Consider the following 21,195-nt stretch of genomic DNA (forward strand, 5'->3'; position numbering starts at 1 on the left):
AAGAGGCGTAATTGACCTGTTCGGATTGGATAAGCATAATTTGCGCGTCGATTTCCCTTGTCGTAGCCATTGTGATTGCGGGCCTGCAGTTGTGGCAAAGCGGGCGCATGGCGAAATTCGAGCGGCGTCAGGACGAGCGTGACGAGCGACGTCACGCCGAGGAGGTAAAGTCGCAGGCGGTTTCCTTCATATCGAAGCATTATGCAGACCGTGGCTTGATTCCCTTGTGCGCTATGGCGGCGATGCATAACGACCTGCACTACTATTCGCGCGAGATGTATCGAGAGTTTTGCTGCATGACGCTCGAAGTCCAGAATCGTGTCCTCGAATACTGCGGACTGGATTTGCGCGTTGTGGAAGAAGAGGGACTCTTCGAGCGGTGCGTCGAAGCGGTGGCGGAAATTCTGCGCACACGTTTCCCTGGGGATGAGTCTCCGTTCTATGACAGCGGTAAGTACGTGTTGCGTAGCCTCGAGCATTATGGCGGCGAGAAGATTCCGGCCGAACGAATCAATTATCGCTCGCCATGTGCGGCTAGTCCGCGCGTCGTCAACCTTGATGGCGCATCATCTTACGAAAGCCGTATCACGGACGTTTTGAGCGAATCATTCCGAGGCGAAGGCCCAGAACAGCCCATTTCCGTTCTTGAACGCAAGTACGGCTTCAATACAGTGTCAGAGATAGAGGCGTGCAAGTTTGCAACGGTTCTCGCGCAGTACATCGCGATTTACGGCAGCAAGGATGACGATTCGAGTAAAAAATACGGCGCGCCAGGTAGATATGCTGGAGAAACCATAAGCACAATGGAAGATTTGTTCTTGCAGGCAGTGTTCGAGATATATATCCATCTGGTACTGCAGGAAAGGGAGGCGTGAATATGAGGATGCCTGTTTTGAGATTCAAAGCCGACGACGGAGCGGGCTTTCCGGATTGGAAAGAGAAGACTCTATCTGAGATTGCCAAGCGTGTGACGCGTAAAAACAAGGATAATCAGACGGACATTCCCCTCACTATTTCATCGCTTGACGGCCTTGTTGATCAACGCGATTACTTTAAGAAGACAGTGGCAAGCAAGGACATGTCCGGATATTTCCTGTTGCAAAACGGGGAGTTTGCATATAATAAGAGCTATTCTGTCGGGTTTGACTATGGTTCGATCAAGCGATTGGACAAGTATCCTTGTGGTGCATTGTCTACGCTTTACATCTGTTTTGGTTTGAAGCCAAACGTCGGTATTGATTCGGATTATCTGACTCATTATTTTGACAGCCAGAAATGGAATCCCGAGGTTGCTGCAATTTGTGCGGAGGGTGCACGCAATCACGGACTTCTCAATGTTCCGACCGCAGATTTTTTCGATATTGGGATTGATGTCCCTTCCCTTCCCGAACAGCGCAAGATTGCTGACTTGCTCTCAACCGTCGACACTGTTATCGCTGCCCAGCAAGCCGAGGTGGACGCATGGGAACAGCGCAAGAAGGGTGCGATGCAGAAGCTGTTCAGTCAGAAGATCAGATTTAAGGCTGACGACGGGTCCGATTTTCCTGATTGGGAGAGCAAATCGTTCTCTGACGTTTTTACGGGTTTGAGCAACAATACTTTATCGAGAGACTGTCTAAATAGCAAGCGCGGTCAGGCAAAGAATATTCATTATGGCGACGTGCTCATCAAGTACGGATCTGTGGTCGATATTCAGAATGATGGAGTTCCATTCGTTAATTCCAACATCGACTGTAAGCGTTGGGATTGTCTCCATGACGGGGACATTGTGATAGCTGATACGGCAGAGGACGATACAGTTGGAAAAGTCGTTGAGATAATGAATGTCGGCTCTGATACACTTTTTTCCGGTCTTCATACGATTGCCTGTCGCCCAAGAGATGCCTTCGCGAGCAAATATCTTGGCTATTACATGAATTCCAACGCGTATCACGACCAATTACGTCCGTATATGCAGGGAATTAAAGTTACATCCGTAAGTAAGAGCAATATTTCTTCGACTCACATAGAGATTCCTTCCCTTCCCGAACAGCGCAAAATTGCCGACTGTCTGTCGTCAATTAACAACGTTGTCGTTAAGGCGAAAGCCGAGCTGGCAAAGTGGCGGGAGCTGAAGAAGGGCCTGCTTCAGCAGATGTTCGTATAGATTCAACCAAGCTCGTCGTCATCGTAGCGGCGGGCTTTATCAGGGGGAGGTTGAATAATTTTGGCACGCAAGGAGAAAATCGAGCTGAACGACAACATAATCTCGCCGTAGCGTACTACCCGTTCTCGTCTCTCTCATAAGACGAGGTGAGTATCAAACAGCAGAAGGAGCTTGCACAAGCGTGGGCAGACACCAGCGGGTTAACATCATCAGGGAGTGTGAGAACGCGGCCATATCCGGCACCACGGACGCCTACCCAGTGTTCCAGCTGATGCTGTCAGTAATTGCGCAAATTCGGCCTCATACGCTCATCATGTGGAAGGCAGACAGCGAAATACACCTGCGGCGGAGAACATCCCGACGGATTGTCCCGAGAGTACGCTCATCGAGGGCCCGATAGATACCAATGGCGAAGTACTACAGCTGGCAACTGTTATAACATCCAGAGTGTCATGAACTACAACGCCGAGCGCGCACTGTACAACAGCATAAAAGCTGTTCGGGCATGGGGTAAATAGGGCAACAAAGCAGTACGTCGTGGACACGGCACTCTGCGTGCGGCAGATGTTAGACGAGTAGGCAGCAAGAAGGTCAATGCAGCGATAGCCGACAAACTGAATACCGAAGGGCAGCGTACAACAAGGGTGTTGAGACGCTGAACAAGATGCTCAAGAACCACGTCTACATTTGCGGAGTCAGCAGGAAAAATCCGCCCCAGAATCTTTCATTAAATGTGCTAATACCGGTTTGAATTGTATCGACAAACCATAGCTGTGAGCAGTAATTCGAACCAGCACTATAAACTTGCATCTCATTCTTGATGCGGATGCTCACGCAAAGACTAGTATGCCGTCCTGCAGCGTCAGCAGACGGTCAACCCTGGCAAGGACCGAGGGACGATGGGAGACGATCAGACAGGAACGGTCGCCCTTCCGCTCGATCAGCCTAGTCAGAACCCGGCCTTCGAGGAGGGCATCCATGTTGCTTGTAGGCTCATCCAAAAGCATGAATGGCGCCGAGCTCAAAAAGGCGCGAGCCAGGGCCACTCGTTGCCGCTGCCCCTCGGACAGATCCGAGCCGTTGTCAGCAAGCAGATGATCCAAGCCGTCAGGCAGCTGGTCGATCAAATCATCTAGGCAGGCATCATGAGCTGCCTTCTCAATATCCTCTCTGCTGGCATCGGGCCGGGCCAGAGCGATGTTATCTGCCAAAGTAAGGCTAAATATATAGGTATCTTGACTCACCAGAGTCTGCTGGGCACGCAGGTCGGCGGTGCGGATGGTCTCGATGGGCAGGCCGGAGACGGTCAGGTCCCCGCCGTTACGCTCCTGGAACCGCATCAGCAAATCGATCAAGGTAGACTTGCCAACCCCGTTGGCGCCTTGGATGCCGATCAACTCGCCAGGTTTAATGGAAAGATCCAGACCGTCCAAAACCGAGATTCGGCCGCCATATTCACCAGAGTCAGTCTTGCCCGTGTCAGTCTTGCCAGCGTAGGAGAAGCAGACGGCTTTGGCCTCCTCTCCTGTGAACTCCGTCAGGTGATTCCCATGATCGGACTCCACCTCGCGCACAGGCGGCTCCTTGTCCAGAAGCGAGAAAACCCTTCGAGCGGCAGCCAGCGTGGGCTGCAGGCCGGCGCCTAGCCGGGCCACAGGTATCAGGGGGGCGAAGGAGGAGAGGAAACCGACCAGTCCAATCATCCCCCGGGCAGGATCCACCAACCCCTCAGAGCCAAGCCAACAGGCCATCAGCGTGAAGGCTCCGGCGCAGATCAGAGTGACCACATTGGTGACCATCTCGTTGGCGATGGTCCGCCCAGAGGTGCGCCCGCGGGCATCCAACATCCGGTCGGTGGCGACTCCCACTCGATGGCGGGTATTGCCAAGAGCCCCCAATCCAGCCAGTTCGGTGCGGCCCTGCAGGGTCTCCAGAAGCAGGGAATGCAGGCTGGCCTGGGCCGTCCGCTCCTGCATGGCCACCTTGAAAGTGGGCCTGGCGCTCAGGATGGGGATGAGCAGGCCGACGATCAGGTAGGAGACCAGGGCGGCAAGTCCCATCCAGGGTGAGAGCCAGGTGAGCAGGGCCAAATTGGCCAGAGAGGTCACCAGGGCGATGGCGATGGGCGAAAGCGTATGGGCGTAGAAGATCTCGAGCAGCTCGATGTCGTTGGTGATCACTGTCACCATGTCTCCGCGCGCTTGGTCTCGCAAACCGGCCGGGGCCAGGGACCGCATCTTGTCGAAGACCGTCGTGCGGATGTCCCGGAGCATGCTGAAGGCCATCTCGTGGTTGTAGTACTGCTCCCCATAAGCCATGACCCCACGGCTGAGAGCAGTCAGAACCGCCACCAGGGCCCAGACGACCCACTGGCCATTCAACGGAGGCCAGTCTGTAACCAGGCCAATCAGGGCCGCTGCGGCTGCCATCATGCTCCAGACCGCGAAGAGGTGGCCCAGGCTGCCGCAGAGGATGGCCTTGCCCTCAGTACCGGCCAGAGGCTTCATCAGCCGGGCCATACGGCGCATCATCGTCAGATTGCCGGTCGTCTGCATGTCGTCACTCCCCGTCCTCATACTGGGCCTGCTCCTTCCACTGAGCGGCAAATCCGCCCCCGGCATCCATCAGTTCATGGAAGCCGCCGCTTTCCATCAGACGACCCCCTTGCAAGAAGAGAATGGCATCGGCATTACGAACCCCGGCCAGGCGGTGGGTGATGGTCAGGACCAGGGACTCCTTGCCCAACGCATCCATCAAAGCAGCCAGAGTGGCATCATGCTCGCGATCCACGGCGCTGGTGGCCTCGTCGAAGATATAGAAAGGAGAACGCCGCAAGAGCCCGCGGGCAATGGACAGGCGCTGCCGCTGCCCTCCGGATAGGTTGCCTCCCTCGGGGTCGATAGGAGCGTCCAGTCCGCCCTTGCTCTGGACAAGACTGGTCAGGCCGACCTGGTCCAGCGCATCCTGCAGCTCCCAATCCGAGTAGCCCAGTCCGGCCGGGTCCAGATTCGACCTGATGGTCCCGGTGAAGAGGTGATCGGTTCCCCGAACCACGGTCTGTAGGCCGACCAGATCCTCGCGCGACAGGTCGCTGATCTGGCGCCCGCCAATGGTCAGCTCTCCGGCATACCCCTGAAGGCGCCCGGACAGCAGGCCCGCCAGGGTGCTCTTTCCGGAGCCCGAAGCGCCGACCAGACCCACATGTCCCTTGGCCGGGAGATTGAAGTTCAAATCGGTCAGAGCCTGGAAGCCGTCAGGATAGGTGTAGGTCAGAGCGCGAGCGCGGATGCCCAACGAATCGTCGTCAGACATATCCGCCTGATCTGCATGATCCGAGCCCGATTGCACCGAACCAGCATTTTGTCCCATAGCATCGGCAGAACCTGATACAGGCATTTGGACAGCATCCGAAGCAGGTTTCAAAGCGGATTCCGATGCAGGTGCCAATGTAGATTGCAAAGCAGGCTTCGAAGAAGGTTCCGATTCAGAATCCCGAACTGCTTCCCCAGAAGCCTCAAGACTCGCTTCCGGAGCCGCTTCCTCGGATGCTTCCGGAATCATTGCCGGAACCTCTTCCGGCGCCACTTTCTCGCGTGATTCAAGAGTCGTCCCTGGAGCCGCCGACTCCCCGTCGCCCCTCTGCCGCGCTTGGAGAATATCGTCAATGGCCTTGCCCTGCTTGATGGCGACCATGCCGGAATGCATCATGTAGACCAGCTGGCGCTCAGGTGCAAAGAGCCGGACCCCGGCCAAAGCGACGACCAGGCAGGACAGCATTCGAGAGGGCCCGCCCTGTCCGATCAGGACTGTGGCCGCGACCGCCAGGATGAGGCTGGTGTAGATGACCACGTCGGCCTTGATCAGCGAGCGCAGCTGCCCGCTAAGGACCCCCATGGTTATCCGGCGAAACCCTTCGGACTCCTCGGCCAGGTCATCAGCCTGCCGCTGGTCTGCCCCGAAGATCTTCAAAGTGTTGAGCCCCCTCAGGGCATGCTCGAAGTGGACGCCGACCTTGTCATACTTGCGCAACTGGCCCAGCTGCACCTTGATGTTCTCGCCCATGGTGGGCTTGGAGGCCAGGGGCAGAGCCACCATGCCGATCACGACGATTGCCGCAGCCAGGGGACTGACGGGCAGAAGGACGATCAGAGTCACGACCAGCATCAAGGCGGTTTGGACCAAGGCCGGAATGTAGGCCGTGAAGTAGGAGACGACCGATTTAACCCCCTCGGTCGAAAGCCTGGCCAGGGTCTGCGCCGGAACGCCCAGGTCGTCCTTCTGCGCATTGGGGTCGAACACGGACAGGTAGAGGGCCTGGGAGAGCGCCTTGCCCATCCCATCAGCCAGCCGGGCGCTGACGGACCTGGCGACCGCCTGGGTCAGAAGCCGAACCAGAATCAGCACGCCTATCAGCGCCGCCAAGGGTCCGGGCCGACCGGGCACCCAGGCAAGGGCATGGGGGACAGGCAGGCCAAGGGAACGGCCCACGGCCGCGATGGCCACCGGCAGGAGGAGGACCTCCGCCAACGCGCCGATCGTCTGCAGGAGGGCCAGCAGGAGGCTGGCGCCCATCCTGGCTCCCGGTAGATGAAGTAGTCGCTTGCTGATCATGCCTGTCCTCCGTGCCGCCTTTCTGATACGCCCCTCTCAGTGGACACTAACAAAATCCTCGCGCGGCGGGCAAGAGACATAAAAAAATATCATTTACTTTCCCTCCCGGCCCTCCTAAACTTGACGGCACAACCTGCAATCGGCGGATATGGCCTAGGGCCGAGCGACCGCCACCCAGATGGGAGCGATCCTTTATGAAAGCACTGAAGACAAAAGACCTGGTCAACGTCGGCATTTTCACGGCCCTCTACTTCGTCAGCATGGCGGTGGGCAACTTCATCACCGTCTTCCTGGCTGGCCTGGTCATGCCCGGCCTGTCCTCCCTCTTCATCCCCGCTGTGGTGGGGCTGGTCTCCGGCCCGGTCTACATGCTGATGATCCGCCGGGTGCCCAGGTTCGGGGCCATCACCATCGTCGGCGTCATCATGGGCCTCTTCCTGCTGGTTTTCGGCCACTTCGCCCTGTCCTTCATCCCCTACGCCTTCTGCGGCCTGCTGGCTGATCTGGTTCAGTCCTCGCTCAGGGAGAGCCGTCCCAACCTGGCCCGCTACCTGAGCTATGTCATCCTCACCTTCGGCTGCACCGGCCCCGTCCTGCCCCTCTGGTTCATGAAGGACGCCTACGTGGCCAGCCTGGTCCGCCGCGGCAAGAGCCAGGAGTACATCGACGGAGTCTTCGCGCCCATCACCGGAGCCACCTTCCTGGTCTGCATCCTGGCCACCCTGGTCGGCGCCCTGCTCGGGGCATGGATAGGCGCCCGGATCGTCGACCGGCATTTCAACCGGATACCCGCCAAGCAATGAGGCCCATCTCCATCTACACCAGATTCCTGCTGGTCATCTTCGCCAACGCCCTGATCTTCGTCACCTTGCCCACCCCGCTGGTCCTGGCCATCAACATCTACTTCTGCAGCTTCCAGGTCATCGTGGGCAGAGTGAGGAAGGGCCAGGCCTGGCTGCTGGTCTGTCTGGTCTTCGCCCTGGGTGCCTCCCTGGCCATGGTCTTTCCCGAGAACCTGCCGGGGCATTACCTGCTCTTCCTCTTCGTCGGCGTGGGCAGGGTCCTCCCCCTGGTGCTGGTTGCAGCCTTCATGATGGGCACCACCAAGGTCTCGGAGCTGGTCTACCTGCTGCGCAAGATCCACGCCCCCCAGTGGCTGGTCATCCCCGTCAGCGTGCTCTTCCGCTTCTTCCCGACCGTCAGGCACGACTATGCCCAAATCAGACGGGCCATGAAGTTCAGGGGGATCGCGGTCACCACCGGTGACATGGTCCGGCATCCGATGCGGACCATGGAATACATCTACGTTCCCCTGCTCAACAACGCCACCAACGTGGCCTCCGACCTGACCTCGGCCGCCCTGACCCGAGGGATCGGCGACCCCGGGCCCAAGACCTCCATCCAACGGATTGCCTTCACCGGAATGGATGCGCTCATGTGCGCCCTGGGCCTGGTCCTTATGGGATGTGGAGCCTATGTTGCAATGTTCCAGGCTTAGCTTCACCTACGAGGGCGCCAGCAAGCCATCCCTCAAGGAGGTCTCCTGCCAAATGGATCAGGGCCGGCTGACTGTGGTCACCGGGCCGAGCGGTTGCGGCAAGACCACCCTGTCCAGGGTCATCAACGGCCTGATTCCCGAACTCTACGAGGGCAAGCTGGAGGGAGAGTGCCTGATCGGGGGCGAGCCCACCACGGCCCGGCCCATTTACCGGCTTTCGGAGCAGGTGGGGTCGGTCTTCCAGAATCCGAAAACCCAGTTCTTCACCACCGATGTCCGCAGCGAGCTGGCCTTTCCCCTGGAGAACACCGGGGTCCAGCCGGAAGCCATCCGGGAGCGTATAGACCAGGTGGCGGACCTCTTCGGCATCACCCAGCTCTTGGATCGGGACATCTTTTCCCTGTCCGGGGGCGAGAAGCAGATGATCGCCATCGCCTCCTCCTGCATGATGGACCCGCAGATCCTGGTCCTGGACGAGCCCTCCGGCAATCTGGATGTCGAAGCTGTGGCCAGCCTGGCGCAGATCCTGGGCCGCTTGAAGGACCGGGGCCTAACCATGGTCCTGATCGAGCACCGCCTCTACTATCTGGACGGCCTTGCCGACGACTTTCTGGTCATGAAGGACGGCAGACTGGCGGAGCACCTATCCCCAGCCGCCATGAGAAGACTCGACGGCCCAAGTCGCCAGACCATGGGACTGCGGGCCCTGAACCTGGATGCGGACGAGGAGGCGAGTGCGCCTGCCAGGGTCATCAACGAGAAGACCCCCGACCTACTCCGGGTCAGGAATCTGACCTATGCCTACCACCACGACCAGGCTCCTGCCCTAAATGTGGACGATCTGACCCTGTTCAGTGAGGACATCACCGGCATCATCGGCCGTAACGGAGCCGGCAAGAGCACCTTCGCCTCGGTCCTGACCGGACTGCTCAAACCTGGCGACAGGTCGGAGATCAGCCTGAACGGAACCAAGCAGACCGCCAGGGAGCGCGTCGAGGACTCCTACATGGTCTTTCAGGATGTCAACTACCAGCTCTTCAGCGAGACCGTGGAGGGCGAGATGCTCCTTGGGGCCAGACGGACCGACCTCTTTGAGGAGGTGGCACGAAAGCTGGACCTGGAGCGGCTCCTGGGCCGGCACCCCAACACCCTCTCCGGCGGGGAGAAGCAACGGGTGGCCATCGCGGCCGCCATACTATCTGGCAAGCGCCTGGTGGTTCTGGACGAGCCCACCAGCGGCCTGGACCTGCTCCACATGAACCAGGTGACCGGGATGATCCGCTACATGCACTCCCTGGGGGTCATGGTGATCGTCATCTCGCACGACCAGGAGTTCCTGGCCCAGACCTGCCAACGGTTCATCACCTTCCGCCAGGGCAGACCGGTCAGGGACAGCCGCAAACTAGGCAACCTCCTGCAAGCCCTCTGAGCCTCTGAGCCCTTACAGGGTGGGTGAATATGTCACCGCCCGGCAGGCGGGTCTCCTGTGCTCCGGACCCCGCGAACGTATACAGTAGTGGGGAAAAGAGCATCAGGGGCGTCCCTCGCGTCGGACGGCCCCGCCGCACAGCCAGGGTTACGAGAGGGCATGATGGGCTATATCGACGTCATCGGAGAGACGAAACGGTATGTGACCGGCGAGACGACCATCGTGGCCAACAATGAGGTCACCTTCTCCATCGAGAAGGGCGAGCTGGTGGTCATCCTCGGCGCCTCGGGGGCTGGCAAATCGACCGTGCTGAACATTTTGGGCGGCATGGACACCTGTAACGAGGGCCAGGTGATCGTGGACGGAAAGGACATCGCCGGCTACGACGCCCGACAGCTGACCACCTACCGCCGCTATGACGTGGGCTTCGTCTTCCAGTTCTACAACCTGGTGGCCAACCTGACCGCCAGGGAGAACGTGGAGCTGGCCTCGGAGATCGTGGACGATGCCGCCGATCCGGTCCAGACCCTGATCGACGTGGGTCTGGGCGACCGGATCGACAACTTCCCCGCCCAGCTTTCCGGCGGCGAGCAGCAGCGTGTGGCCATCGCCCGGGCCGTGGCCAAGAACCCCAAGATCCTGCTCTGTGACGAACCCACCGGGGCCTTGGACTACCGGACCGGCAAACAGGTGCTGCGCATCCTCCAGGACCAGTGCCGCAAGAAGGGCGCCACCGTGGTCATCGTCACCCACAACGCGGCCATCGCCCCCATCGCCGACAGGGTCATCCGCATGCACGACGCGCGGGTCCAGGCCGTGCAGACCAATGACAACCCCGAAGACATCGAAAACGTGGAGTGGTGAGGATGCAGCCCGTCAGGAAGGTGCTCTGGCACGACATCCGGGTCTCCCTGCGCAAGTCCCTGGGACGGTTCATCTCCATCGTCTGCCTGGTGGCGCTGGGCTCCTTCGCCCTGGTCGGGTTGAGCGTGACCGGGCCGGACATGCGGCAGGCCGGCAACGCCTACCTGTCCGACCACCATCTGGCCGACCTGATGGTCATCAGCAGCTACGGACTCGACCAGGAGGATCGGGATGCCATCGACACCGCCCCCGGCAACTCGGGAATCGAATACGGGTATCTGAAGGACGTGGTGCTCAAGGGCACCGACAAGAGCCTGCGCATCTACTCCGCCCCCGACCGGATCTCGACCTATGAGCTGGTCGACGGGGCCATGCCGACCAGGTCGGACCAGATAGCGGTCGACACGGCCCTGGGTGAGAGCCACCCCATCGGCAGCAACATCCAGGTAGACGAGAAGGCCGACCAGCTGGGCAGGAAGGTCTTAAGGCACCACAAGCTGCGCGTAGTGGGCACGGTCAGGTCGACCGAGATCCTGAGCAAGGTCAACATGGGCCCCTCCACAGCCGGATCCGGGTCCCTGGACTCCTACGCCGTAACCACGCCCAAGGCCTTCGACTCGGACGAGTACATGATCGCCCGCCTGACCTTCAAGGACCTGGACCGGATCAGGGACCACTATTCCGACCAGTACATCCAGGCCCTGCAGACCCACAAGGACGACCTGAACAGGATCCTGTCGGGGCGCCCCACAGCGAGGCTGAACGCCATCAAGGCTCCACTGCAGAAGAAGCTGGACCAAGGACAGGACCAGGTGGACCAGTCCAGAGATGAACTCGAAGGGAACCGGCAGCAGCTGGACCAGGCCAGGAAGGATCTGGACCAGGGCGCCCAGAGCATCCAGTCCGCCAAGAACCAACTGGCCGCCAAGACGGTACAGGCCCAGGCGGCCATCGACCAAGGGCAGCAGGAGGTGGATCTGAGTTCGGCTGAGCTGGCCCGAAAGCAGAAGCAGTACCAGTCCTCCGCCAGCCAGGTGGCCCAGGGCAGGCAGCAGGCCGATCAGGGGCAGCAGGCCATCGACCAGGGACAGGCCAAGCTCGATGGTTCCCGCCAGCAGCTGGAGGGCGGCAAGGCCCAGGCCGACCAGGCTGTAGCCCAGGCCCAGGAAGCCCAGAAGCAATGCAGACAGGGCATCGCACAGGTCACCGGCCTCATTCAGACCATCGACGCCCAGCTGGCCGCCCCCGGGCTGACCCCCCAGCAGCAGGAGGAGCTCAACCGCCGAAAGACCGGGCTCCAGGCCCAACTGGCCGAGCTCAACCGGCAATCACCGCAGATCGATGCCTTGGCGGCCAAGGCCAAGGCGGGCCGCGATGCCTTCATGACCAACCAGTATGCCCCCGGCATGTCCCAGATTGCGGCCAACCAGCAGACCCTGGACGCAAAGCGCCGGGAGCTGACCCAGGCCAGGGCCAAGGTGAACGAAGGCGAGCGCCAACTGGCCCAGGGTAAGGTCCAGCTTGACCAGGCCTCCGCGCAGCTGGCCCAGGGCAGGACCAAACTGGCCCAGGCCCGGCGGCAGCTGGCCGGCAGCCGTGCCTCGGCCCAGGGGCAGATCGACCAGGCCCAGGCCACCCTGGATCAGAAAACCGCGGAATACCGGACCAAACTGGACAAGTTCAAGAGGGAGAGCCCGGACGCCCAGAAGAGGATCGACGACTCCCAGAAGAAGCTGAACAAGGCGGCTGACCAGCTGAGCCGACTGGAAAAGCCTGTCTACGCCCTGGACTCGCGCCGTGAAGCACCCGGCTCGGAGGGCTACAAGGTCTACGCCTCCGTCTCCTTCATCGTGGACTCGCTGGCCAAGGTCTTCCCCTACTTCATGTATCTGGTAGCTGCCCTGGTCACCTTCACCACCATGACGCGCTTTGTGGACGAGGAGCGGATCAACGCCGGAACACTCAAGGCCCTGGGCTACAGGGACCAGGATGTCATGGCCAAGTTCCTGGTCTACGGCGGAGCAGCCTCGGCCCTGGGCGCCCTCCTGGGCATCATCGCCGGCCACACCCTCCTGCCCTGGATCGTCTACCAGGCCTATGTCCACGCCTTCGACATGCCGCCCATCCACTACGGCTTCCACCTGCCCATCACCCTCCTGGCCTGCCTGCTGGCCTTCCTGAGCGCCGTGGTTCCGGCCTTCCTGAGCGCCTGGCGGGAGCTGCGCGAGAAGCCGTCGGCCCTCCTCCTGCCCAAGCCGCCCAGCGCCGGATCGAAGATCTTCCTGGAGCGCATACCCCTGATCTGGAACCGGCTCAGCTTCACCCACAAGGTCACCGCCCGGAACATCTTCCGCTACAAGCAGCGGATGTTGATGACCATCTTCGGGGTCTGCGGATCGGTGGCCCTCCTGATGGCCGGATTCGGCGTGCAGGGGTCCATCTCCGCCATCAACGAGCACCAGTTCGGCCAGGTGATCCGCTACGACCTGATCGCCGCCGAGAACAGCCAGGCCACATCCGACCAACGCCAATCCATCAAAAAACGGCTGGAAAAGCCCGATGTGAGCCGTTCCCTGAACGTGCGTTACGAGGAGATGAGCAAGACGGCCGGCCACAACGCCGACAAACAGTCCATCACCATGATCGCGCCGGCCAGCGCCGAGCACCTGGACGACTTCATCCGCATGGACACCCGGTCCGGGCACAAGCCCCTGAGTCTCAAGGGCGACGGCGTGATCCTCTCCGAACGGATCGCCCAGCTGACGGGGACCAAGGTCGGCGACAGGATCACCTTGCAGGATTCAGGCGGCAGGGACAGGACCATGCGGGTGGACGGCATTTGCGAGATGTACCTGGGGCACTTCGTCTTCATGAGCCCGTCGGCCTACAGGACCGTCTTCCATCAGGACTTCTCGCCCAACGCCCACCTGGTCACCTTCAAGGACTCCAGCGCGGAGAACACCAGAAGGCAGGCCGCCTCCTTCATACGGATCGACGGCATCCAGGGAGTGGTGCAGAACACGACCCTGATGAGCCAGATCGACACCGTGGTCAAATCCTTGAACATGATCATGCAGGTGCTGATCATCGTGGCCACCCTGCTGGCCCTGGTCATCCTCTACAACCTGACCAACCTGAACGTGGAGGAGCGCATCCGCGAGCTGAGCACCATCAAGGTGCTGGGCTTCTACGACCGCGAGGTGACCATGTACATCTACCGGGAGACCATCCTCCTATCGGCCATCGGCGTCCTGGCCGGGTATGGGTTCGGGGCCTGGCTGCACCACTACATCATCACCACCGTTCCACCGGACAACGTCCTCTTTGACCCATCCATCAGCTGGGTGGCCTTCGTCGTGCCCCTGGTCATGATCACGGTCATCACGGCCGGCCTGGGCTGGATGGTCAACAACAAGCTCAAGCATGTGGACATGCTGGAGGCCCTCAAGTCGGTGGACTAGGCCATATCGGCATTTACCCATGCTGATGGCGTAAGCTGGCACTCCAAGAGTCCATAAGTCCATGCCATTAAAGCCATTGAGAATCCAGAAAGCGGAGGACGACGGTGCTGCAGATCGAACACATCTCCAAACAGTACAAAACGGGGGACTTCGTCCAGCAGGCCTTGAATGATGTCAGCGTCAACCTGCGCGACAACGAGTTCGTGGCCATCCTGGGCCCCTCCGGCTCCGGCAAGACCACCCTGCTCAACATCATCGGCGGGTTGGACCGCTATGACCAGGGCGACCTGATCATCAACGGCACCTCCACCAAGAAATACAAGGACAGGGACTGGGACTCCTATCGCAACCACACCGTGGGATTCGTCTTCCAGAGCTACAACCTGATTCCCCACCAGAGCATCCTGTCCAACGTGGAGCTGGCCCTGACCATCTCGGGCGTGCACCGGCAGGAGCGGCGGGAGCGTGCCAGGCAGGCCCTGGAGCAGGTGGGACTGGGTCAGCACGTGAACAAGCGGCCCAACCAGCTCTCGGGCGGGCAGATGCAGCGGGTGGCCATCGCCAGGGCACTGGTCAACAACCCCCGCATCCTCCTGGCCGACGAGCCCACCGGAGCCCTGGACTCAGAGACCTCCATCCAGATCATGGACCTGCTCAAGGAGGTGGCCCAGGACCGGCTGGTGGTCATGGTCACCCACAACCCAGAGCTGGCCCACCAGTACGCCACCAGGATTGTGGAGCTGCACGACGGATCGGTCATCAGCGACTCCGACCCCCTGCCCGACGACCAGGTGCCCATCCGCCGGGCCCGCCACCGCACCTTCGGCAAGGCCTCCATGGGACTGCTGACTTCACTGTCGCTGAGCTTCAACAATCTTCGGACCAAGAAGGCCCGGACAGCCCTGACCTCCTTCGCCGGGTCCATCGGCATCATCGGCATCGCCCTGATCCTGTCGGTATCCACCGGGGTCAACCGCTACATCGACAGGGTGCAGCGGGAGACCATGACCTCCTACCCCATCACCATTCAGGAGCAGTCCTTCGACCTGAACAAGATAGTGGACTCCGCCCAGGAATCGCAGAAGGAGGCCAAGGCCCACAAGGATCTCAAGGCCATCCAGCCGGACGACTCCAGCATCAAGGGGGCTTCCAGCCTGACCAGCAGCATCACCCAGAACAATCTGACAGACTTCAAAAAATACTTGGATAATCCCAAGAGCGAGATCCATCAATACGTGGGTTCCGTAGGCATCCAGTACTCCTACGCCACCAAGTTCGCGGTCTTCGGGCACGACCCGGACGGTAAGCTGGTCTCTGCGGACAAGGTGACCATGAGCGGGCAGGACGAAGCCAGCTCCACCGCCAGCCAGATGGCCACGGCCAACACCGACAGCGACATGGGCGACATCCAGTCCATGCAGATGTCCTACCTGACTGGCAAGACCGAGAAGAACAAGGCTCCGGAGATCTTCGGCGAAATCATGCCGGGGGCCGATGCCAAGACCACCATCAGCAAGGTGGTGAACGACAACTACCAGGTGGTGAACGGCACCTGGCCCAAGGCCAAGGATCAGGTGGTCCTGGTGCTGGACAAGAACAACCAGATGCCCGTCACCAGCCTCTACAAGCTGGGCATCCTCCCCTCCAGCCAATACACCGATATGATGAACAAACTCAACAGCGGGCAGGAGGTCAAGGTCGACACCAAGCCCATCGAATACGCCAAGGCCATGGACCAGAAACTCTCCCTGGTGCCCGCTGCGGACCAGTATGCCAAGGGGACCGACGGCCACTACCACTACATCGGCGACAGCACCGACCAGATGACCAAGGCCGCCGATCAGGGCCTGCAGCTGCACATCGTAGGCATAGTACGCCCCCACCAGGGAGCCAAGGCCACACCCCTCAAGGTAGGCGTCGGGTATACCCGCCAGCTGACCGACTATCTGATCGACCAGGCCAAGACCAGCCCCATCGTCACCGACCAGGAGGCCGACCAGGGCCACAGCGTCCTCAACGGGATGGCCTTCGCCCCTGCCGACGATGCCGCCAAGGCCAACGACGCCAAGGCCTACATCGCTTCCCTGGGCGTCAGCCAGAAGGCCAGCATGGCCCAGGAGATCATGAAGGGCTCGGCAGCCATGGCCGGCCAGGACGGCCAAGGTCTGGGTCAGGGCCGGGCCGGAGCCGCTGCAAGAGCCCAAGGTTCTGCGGGCATCCCCACGGGGGCCTCAGCCGAACAGCAGACGGCCCAGGCCTTCGACCAGTACATCGCCACCGCCCCACAGGACGCCCTGGTCGCCATCTACAACCAGTACGTCTCCACAGGCACCTACGCCGACAACCTGAGTGACTTCGGCCTGATCTCCCGGGACGCCCCCTCCCGCATCAGCATCTACACGGACAGCTTCGAGAACAAGAATTCCGTGGGCGACTCCATCAAGCACTACAACGACAAGGCCGCGGAGAAGAACAGGATCGTCTATACCGACTACGTGGGCCTGATGATGAATTCGGTCACCACCATCATCAACGTCATCACCTACGTGCTGATAGCCTTCGTCGGGGTCTCGCTGGTGGTCTCCTCCATCATGATCGGCATCATCACCTACATATCGGTTCTGGAGCGGACCAAGGAGATCGGCATCCTGCGCGCCATGGGCGCCTCCAAGCGGAACGTCTCCAACGTATTCAACGCCGAGACCGGCCTTATCGGACTTCTGGCGGGCCTGCTGGGGGTGGGCATCACTCTGCTGCTGATCGTTCCTGCCAACAGCATCATGCACCACTTCATGGGCACCACCGAGGTGAATGCGGCCCTGCCTGCCTCGGGTGGCGTGGCTCTGGTCATCCTGAGCGTGATCCTGACCCTGATCGGCGGCCTGATCCCCTCGCGGAAGGCAGCCAAGCAGGATCCCGCCACCGCCCTGCGCACCGAGTGAGGCTGGGGTGGCACCGGCAAAGAAGTGAATTCCCGCACAGTAGGGCCCTAAGGACGGTCTCTCTTTACTCGGGAATGTCATAATAAACCCCGTGAATGAGCAATCCAATCAGATGACAGATCAACAGAAGAGACAGCCGCTCTTCCCCGGGCGGGCCTTCATCAGCACCGTCCTGGACGTGGTCGAGAGCAAGAAGACCATGAGCGGCGCCCTGACCGGCAAGTACATGCAGCGGGCCACCATGGCCGGCCTCTTTGTGGGTATCTTCTTCACGGCCTTCTTCGTCATCATGGGCCAGGCCGGCCAGAACCCCGCCGACCACGGTCTGATCCTGGCAGGCCGGGTCCTGGCGGCGACCACCTTCGGCTGGGCCCTGGTCCTGATCTACTACACCAACTCCGAACTGCTGACCTCCAACATGATGGTGGTCACCATAGGCGCCTATCACAAGCGTCTGGGCTGGCTGGCCTCCCTGCGGATCCTGGTCCTCTGCCTTCTGGGCAACCTGGCAGGAGCCCTGATCGTGGCCGTCATCCTGCGTTTCTCATCCATCGTCAGCGGTCCCACCCTGGACCAGATGCTGGCGGCTGCGGCGACCAAAACCGGCTACGTCTCCGGCGGTCCCATGGGCTTCGCCGACCTGTTCGTTCGCGGCATCCTGTGCAACTTCTGCATCAACATCGCCATGCTGATGGTCTATAACGGCAAGCTTTCCAACGACTTCACCAAGTGCATCATCATGGTCGTGGCCGTCTTCGTCTTCGCCTTCTGCGGATTCGAGCACTCGATAGCGGATTCGGCCCTCTTCCTCATCCTGGGTGTCTTCGGGCGGGTCAACGCCTGGAAGGCGATCCTGGTGGTCCTGGTGGCCATGCTGGGCAACTACATAGGCGGCGGCATCCTGATCGGTCTGAACTTCGCCACCATGAACGACGAGCGCCACTTCAAGGCCTGATAGCCTTTCCGTAAGCCACCATCCACCTGCTCACCTTGGTCTCATGCACACTTACGAGCCTGAGCGAAGACACCCATCATAAAGAAACCCGAAAGCTTGCGTACTGGCGGAAGACGAGGGTTCATGATGAGCTTGAGTGAGACGGCAGCCAACAAGTCCCTGGTACAGGAGTTCTACGACCAGGTCTTCAGCCAGGGAGATACCAGCAGCCGCTCCAGGACAGGGATGTCTCTTTCAAACTGAGTCCAAAATCCTCCTTGATCATCCAGTCACTTGCAGCGTCGATATGGCCAGTCAAGATGGATTCGGCTGTTCCCATGTCGTTTTGCTGACCATATAATCGCGGTCTGCTCGGCAATCCGTCTGTGCGAAAGAAACCCGCGCCCGCATTCATGGCCGTCTCCCAATGGCCCGGGCCTCCCGGTCGTCTGGCGATCAACATTGACCGACCAGAGCCGCACGGGAGCCCCGGAATCATTACCGTCCCAGACTTATGTATGCACGATGCCCCCTTACAATTGGCACTCAAGCCCGATCACCTGCCCGCACCTATTCGGTCTTGTCCGATTACTCAAGCAGGTTGCTGCGCAGGGCCTCCACCTGGTCCGGTCCGAACCCTAGAGCCTGCTGGGCGTAGGCGAAGACATCACCATAGGCGTCGATCATGAGCTGGCGGGCGTAGATCAGATATTCCTGCTTGACATAAAGTGCAACCGCCAGTGCGTCCAGTGAATCCTGGTCGAAGCCCTTGGCGCGGAATTGGTCCAGCAGCTGATTGTTGGCCGCGACCCTCTCCTGGTTGGTCTTCAGGTAGTCCGCGAATATCTGGTCGTCGTCCACCTCCAGCAGCCAGAGCACCAGGGCCGCGGCGAACCCGGTCCTGTCCTTACCGGCAAAGCAATGGAAGAGCGTAGCCCCCTGGGTGTTGCCCACGACGATGCGCAGGAAGCGCCCAAAACCTTTCTGAGCGCCTGGATTCAGGACCATGTCGTGGTAGGTACCCAACATATGGTCGTTGACCCGATCGACCGAACCTATCGAGGCGAAGTCGTCCAAACTGGTATTGCGGGCACCGATCATACCCAGCAGATCGATGTTGGTAAAAGTGATGCCTTCGATTGAGTCGTCAGGACTCTCCTGTATCTCGAATGGTCGGCGGAAGTCCACGACCTGCGTCACCCGGTAGCGGTCGACCAGATCCCTTCTGGTCTCTTCGTCCAGGCCGACCAGCTGTCCTGATCGGATGAACTTATAGGGGCGGACCCGGCGGCCGTGGATGGTCCGCATGCCACCCAGATCCCGGAAATTGGTGATGTTCATCGACGACCTCCTCTGATACGTTTCTCTTCCATCAAGGCCACCAGGCCCAAAAGTACGACCGCACAGACAATGGCGATATACAGCACGATAAAAGTGTCATTCCAACCATGCAGCACGTGCCCCAACACGGTCAGCCCATCGGACGAGGAATCCGCGATCTTGGCCAGCAGGACCTTGGCGGTGGAATCACCGAACAGGTAGGCGAATGCGCCGACCATGCCGCCGGACAGCACATTTGCCCGCTTGGGAATTTGATTGAGCATGGAAATATTGATCAGCATCTGGGGTCCGAAAATGAACATGCCCAAGAAGAAGAGTGAGATGTAAATGACCACAGGGGTGCGGCCCAGCTGGTAGCCTGCCATTCCGAGCGGCAGGCAGATGGCGCAAAGCGTGGACACGAGGGCGGGCCTGCCACCCAGGAAGTCAGACACCACTCCCCAGAGAAGGCATCCAATCAGAGCACCAATCTCGAAATAGAAGATGGTCCGCGCGCCGACCTGATTGCTGAAATGCAGCTGCTCAGTCACACGCAGAGGCGCCCAGTTGTCGATGCCGATGCGGATCAGATAGACGAAAACGTTGCTGACGCAAAGCACCCAAACCCAAGGGTTGGAAAGCAGGTACCGGCGGAAAATCTGCCAAGTCGTATCATCATGCGACTCCTCGTCTTCCTGCTTGACAGGCTCATTGAAGATCGTCTCCGAGGGTTCCCACCCTAGATCCTCGGGACGGTTCTTGCCGACCAGGAAGCACATAATTGCCACCAGAAGTGCCACTACACCCGGGACTATAAACATCCCGGCCACCTTTCCTCCAAAGAAGGTCTGGGCACACCAGATGGCGAATACTCCAGCCAAGCCGCCGCCGATATTGTGGGAAGCATTCCAAACACCCAAATATCGGCCATACGTCGTCTTCGTCGTCCAGTTGGAAATCACCGTGGCGCAACTTGGGCCTCCGGCGCACTGAAAGACCCCATTCAGGGCCCATAGAACGATCAACCAACCCATAGGCACGTGGCTTAAGGTGAACAGGAAACCGATGCAGATGACTACGATAGACGAGCAGAAAAGCATAATCGATGCAATTTTCTTGTTGTCTTTGCCTGTGACCAGATATCCCACAACGATTTTTCCGATTCCATAGACAACAGAGAAAACAAAACCGATTACGCCCAACTGCTGGGTTGTGATGCCCAGCTGCTGCTTCATCAAAGGCTGGGCTGCTTTAAAATTATTCCGAACAAGGTACATGGTAATGTACAGAATGATGACCATCAGATATGGTTTCATAAACTCACGGAACCAAAGATGTCGTTGTTCGGTTACCGATATGGTCGCCTTCGGCACATGTTTGTCCAAGTGGATATCGAATATCCTGCCAGCCATCTAATACCTCCCTGTATATGGTGGGCAACAGCTGACATTCTACTTATTTGCTTTAACGTTTTATGTATTGACACACAGGGGTTTTGAGACAGTGCTGAAATACCTCAAAACACAGTTTTCGGACGGGTTTCGCTGAAGGCACCGGGCGCCCCATGGATACAACACAGCCTTATGCTTTTTGGGCATGGTGTTTGACAGGGCACTGATCCCGATCAGAGCAGTTAACCTCAACAAATGGTTTATCAAAGTATCGTATGAGCCAGAATGTCATTAGTTTGCTCAACGGAAGTTTCATTTTTATTGTCCAATGTGTCCTGATGGCACTGGGTCGGATCTCATAAGGCGGGCGAGTATGTGCCGTTTGGCAGTATCGCGCCATAAAGCGTGCTGATATAGCTTAAGTACTGTGAGGTATAGAGGCGTGGCATGCAGACAGAAGGTGCTTTGTGGGGTATATGCCCTGAAATACAGTAAAGGCCCCTGGTGACTGCTGTCACCAGAGGCCTTTGCTTTTCATGTGTAATGGCGGCGGTGTGCTACTCTCCCACACTCTTCCGGGTGCAGTACCATTGCCGTGC

General features: G+C 59.5%; 13 protein-coding genes. 9 read left to right on the forward strand and 4 right to left on the reverse strand.

Translation table 11 applies throughout. The features are described from left to right. Nucleotides 1–107: 107 nt before the first annotated feature. The gene (locus GKC41_RS08170; protein WP_229281729.1) at nucleotides 108–875 is read left to right on the forward strand and encodes a hypothetical protein; all 768 of its coding nucleotides are present in this window, start codon (nucleotides 108–110) and stop codon (nucleotides 873–875) included. A gap of 2 nt (nucleotides 876–877) precedes the next feature. After that, the gene (locus GKC41_RS08725) at nucleotides 878–2,146 is read left to right on the forward strand and encodes a restriction endonuclease subunit S (RefSeq protein WP_195760219.1); all 1,269 of its coding nucleotides are present in this window, start codon (nucleotides 878–880) and stop codon (nucleotides 2,144–2,146) included. Between the two features lie 830 nt (nucleotides 2,147–2,976). Here the strand turns inward: GKC41_RS08725 and GKC41_RS08180 are convergent. Together GKC41_RS08180 and GKC41_RS08185 are read right to left on the reverse strand one after the other, a co-directional pair. Next, nucleotides 2,977–4,722 carry an amino acid ABC transporter ATP-binding/permease protein gene (locus GKC41_RS08180; protein WP_195760220.1) on the reverse strand — a complete coding sequence of 582 codons (1,746 nt, stop codon included), beginning with the start codon at nucleotides 4,720–4,722 and terminating at the stop codon, nucleotides 2,977–2,979. Further along, a complete protein-coding gene (locus GKC41_RS08185; protein WP_154313762.1) occupies nucleotides 4,706–6,757 on the reverse strand; it encodes an ATP-binding cassette domain-containing protein in 2,052 nt (683 codons plus the stop codon). Before GKC41_RS08185 ends, GKC41_RS08180 begins: the two co-directional genes overlap by 17 nt. 194 nt (nucleotides 6,758–6,951) lie before the next feature. On the opposite strand from GKC41_RS08185, the gene GKC41_RS08190 reads away from it, so the two are divergent. The 7 genes from GKC41_RS08190 to GKC41_RS08220 all read left to right on the forward strand — a co-directional run bounded on the left by GKC41_RS08190 (nucleotide 6,952) and on the right by GKC41_RS08220 (nucleotide 17,906). After that, nucleotides 6,952–7,560 carry an MptD family putative ECF transporter S component gene (locus GKC41_RS08190; protein ID WP_015021078.1) on the forward strand — a complete coding sequence of 203 codons (609 nt, stop codon included), beginning with the start codon at nucleotides 6,952–6,954 and terminating at the stop codon, nucleotides 7,558–7,560. Further along, entirely contained in the window at nucleotides 7,557–8,255 is a 699-nt protein-coding gene (locus GKC41_RS08195; RefSeq protein ID WP_195760221.1) for an energy-coupling factor transporter transmembrane component T, read from the forward strand. Before GKC41_RS08190 ends, GKC41_RS08195 begins: the two co-directional genes overlap by 4 nt. Then, nucleotides 8,233–9,684 carry an ABC transporter ATP-binding protein gene (locus GKC41_RS08200; protein WP_195760222.1) on the forward strand — a complete coding sequence of 484 codons (1,452 nt, stop codon included), beginning with the start codon at nucleotides 8,233–8,235 and terminating at the stop codon, nucleotides 9,682–9,684. Before GKC41_RS08195 ends, GKC41_RS08200 begins: the two co-directional genes overlap by 23 nt. Nucleotides 9,685–9,846: 162 nt before the next feature. Then, complete coding sequence (locus GKC41_RS08205; RefSeq protein WP_154313774.1) at nucleotides 9,847–10,548, forward strand: ABC transporter ATP-binding protein; 702 nt, start codon at nucleotides 9,847–9,849, stop codon at nucleotides 10,546–10,548. A gap of 2 nt (nucleotides 10,549–10,550) precedes the next feature. Further along, nucleotides 10,551–14,009 (forward strand): FtsX-like permease family protein, encoded by a 3,459-nt coding sequence (locus GKC41_RS08210; protein ID WP_154313765.1) that lies wholly within the window; start codon nucleotides 10,551–10,553, stop codon nucleotides 14,007–14,009. 104 nt (nucleotides 14,010–14,113) lie between these two features. Continuing rightward, entirely contained in the window at nucleotides 14,114–16,951 is a 2,838-nt protein-coding gene (locus GKC41_RS08215; RefSeq protein ID WP_324612114.1) for an ABC transporter ATP-binding protein/permease, read from the forward strand. Nucleotides 16,952–17,063: 112 nt separating this feature from the next. Next, entirely contained in the window at nucleotides 17,064–17,906 is an 843-nt protein-coding gene (locus GKC41_RS08220; RefSeq protein ID WP_154313766.1) for a formate/nitrite transporter family protein, read from the forward strand. Nucleotides 17,907–18,473: 567 nt separating this feature from the next. Here GKC41_RS08220 and GKC41_RS08225 read toward each other — a convergent pair. Then, nucleotides 18,474–19,226, reverse strand: a complete 753-nt coding sequence (locus GKC41_RS08225; protein WP_154313767.1) for a tyrosine-protein phosphatase — start codon at nucleotides 19,224–19,226, stop codon at nucleotides 18,474–18,476. Continuing rightward, nucleotides 19,223–20,617 carry a hexose-6-phosphate:phosphate antiporter gene (gene uhpT / locus GKC41_RS08230; RefSeq protein WP_154313768.1) on the reverse strand — a complete coding sequence of 465 codons (1,395 nt, stop codon included), beginning with the start codon at nucleotides 20,615–20,617 and terminating at the stop codon, nucleotides 19,223–19,225. The genes GKC41_RS08225 and uhpT overlap by 4 nt, the downstream gene beginning before the upstream one ends. Nucleotides 20,618–21,195: the final 578 nt, after the last annotated feature.

Source organism: Bifidobacterium asteroides (assembly GCF_009683175.1).
Taxonomy (GTDB): Bacteria; Actinomycetota; Actinomycetes; order Actinomycetales; family Bifidobacteriaceae; genus Bombiscardovia; species Bombiscardovia asteroides_H.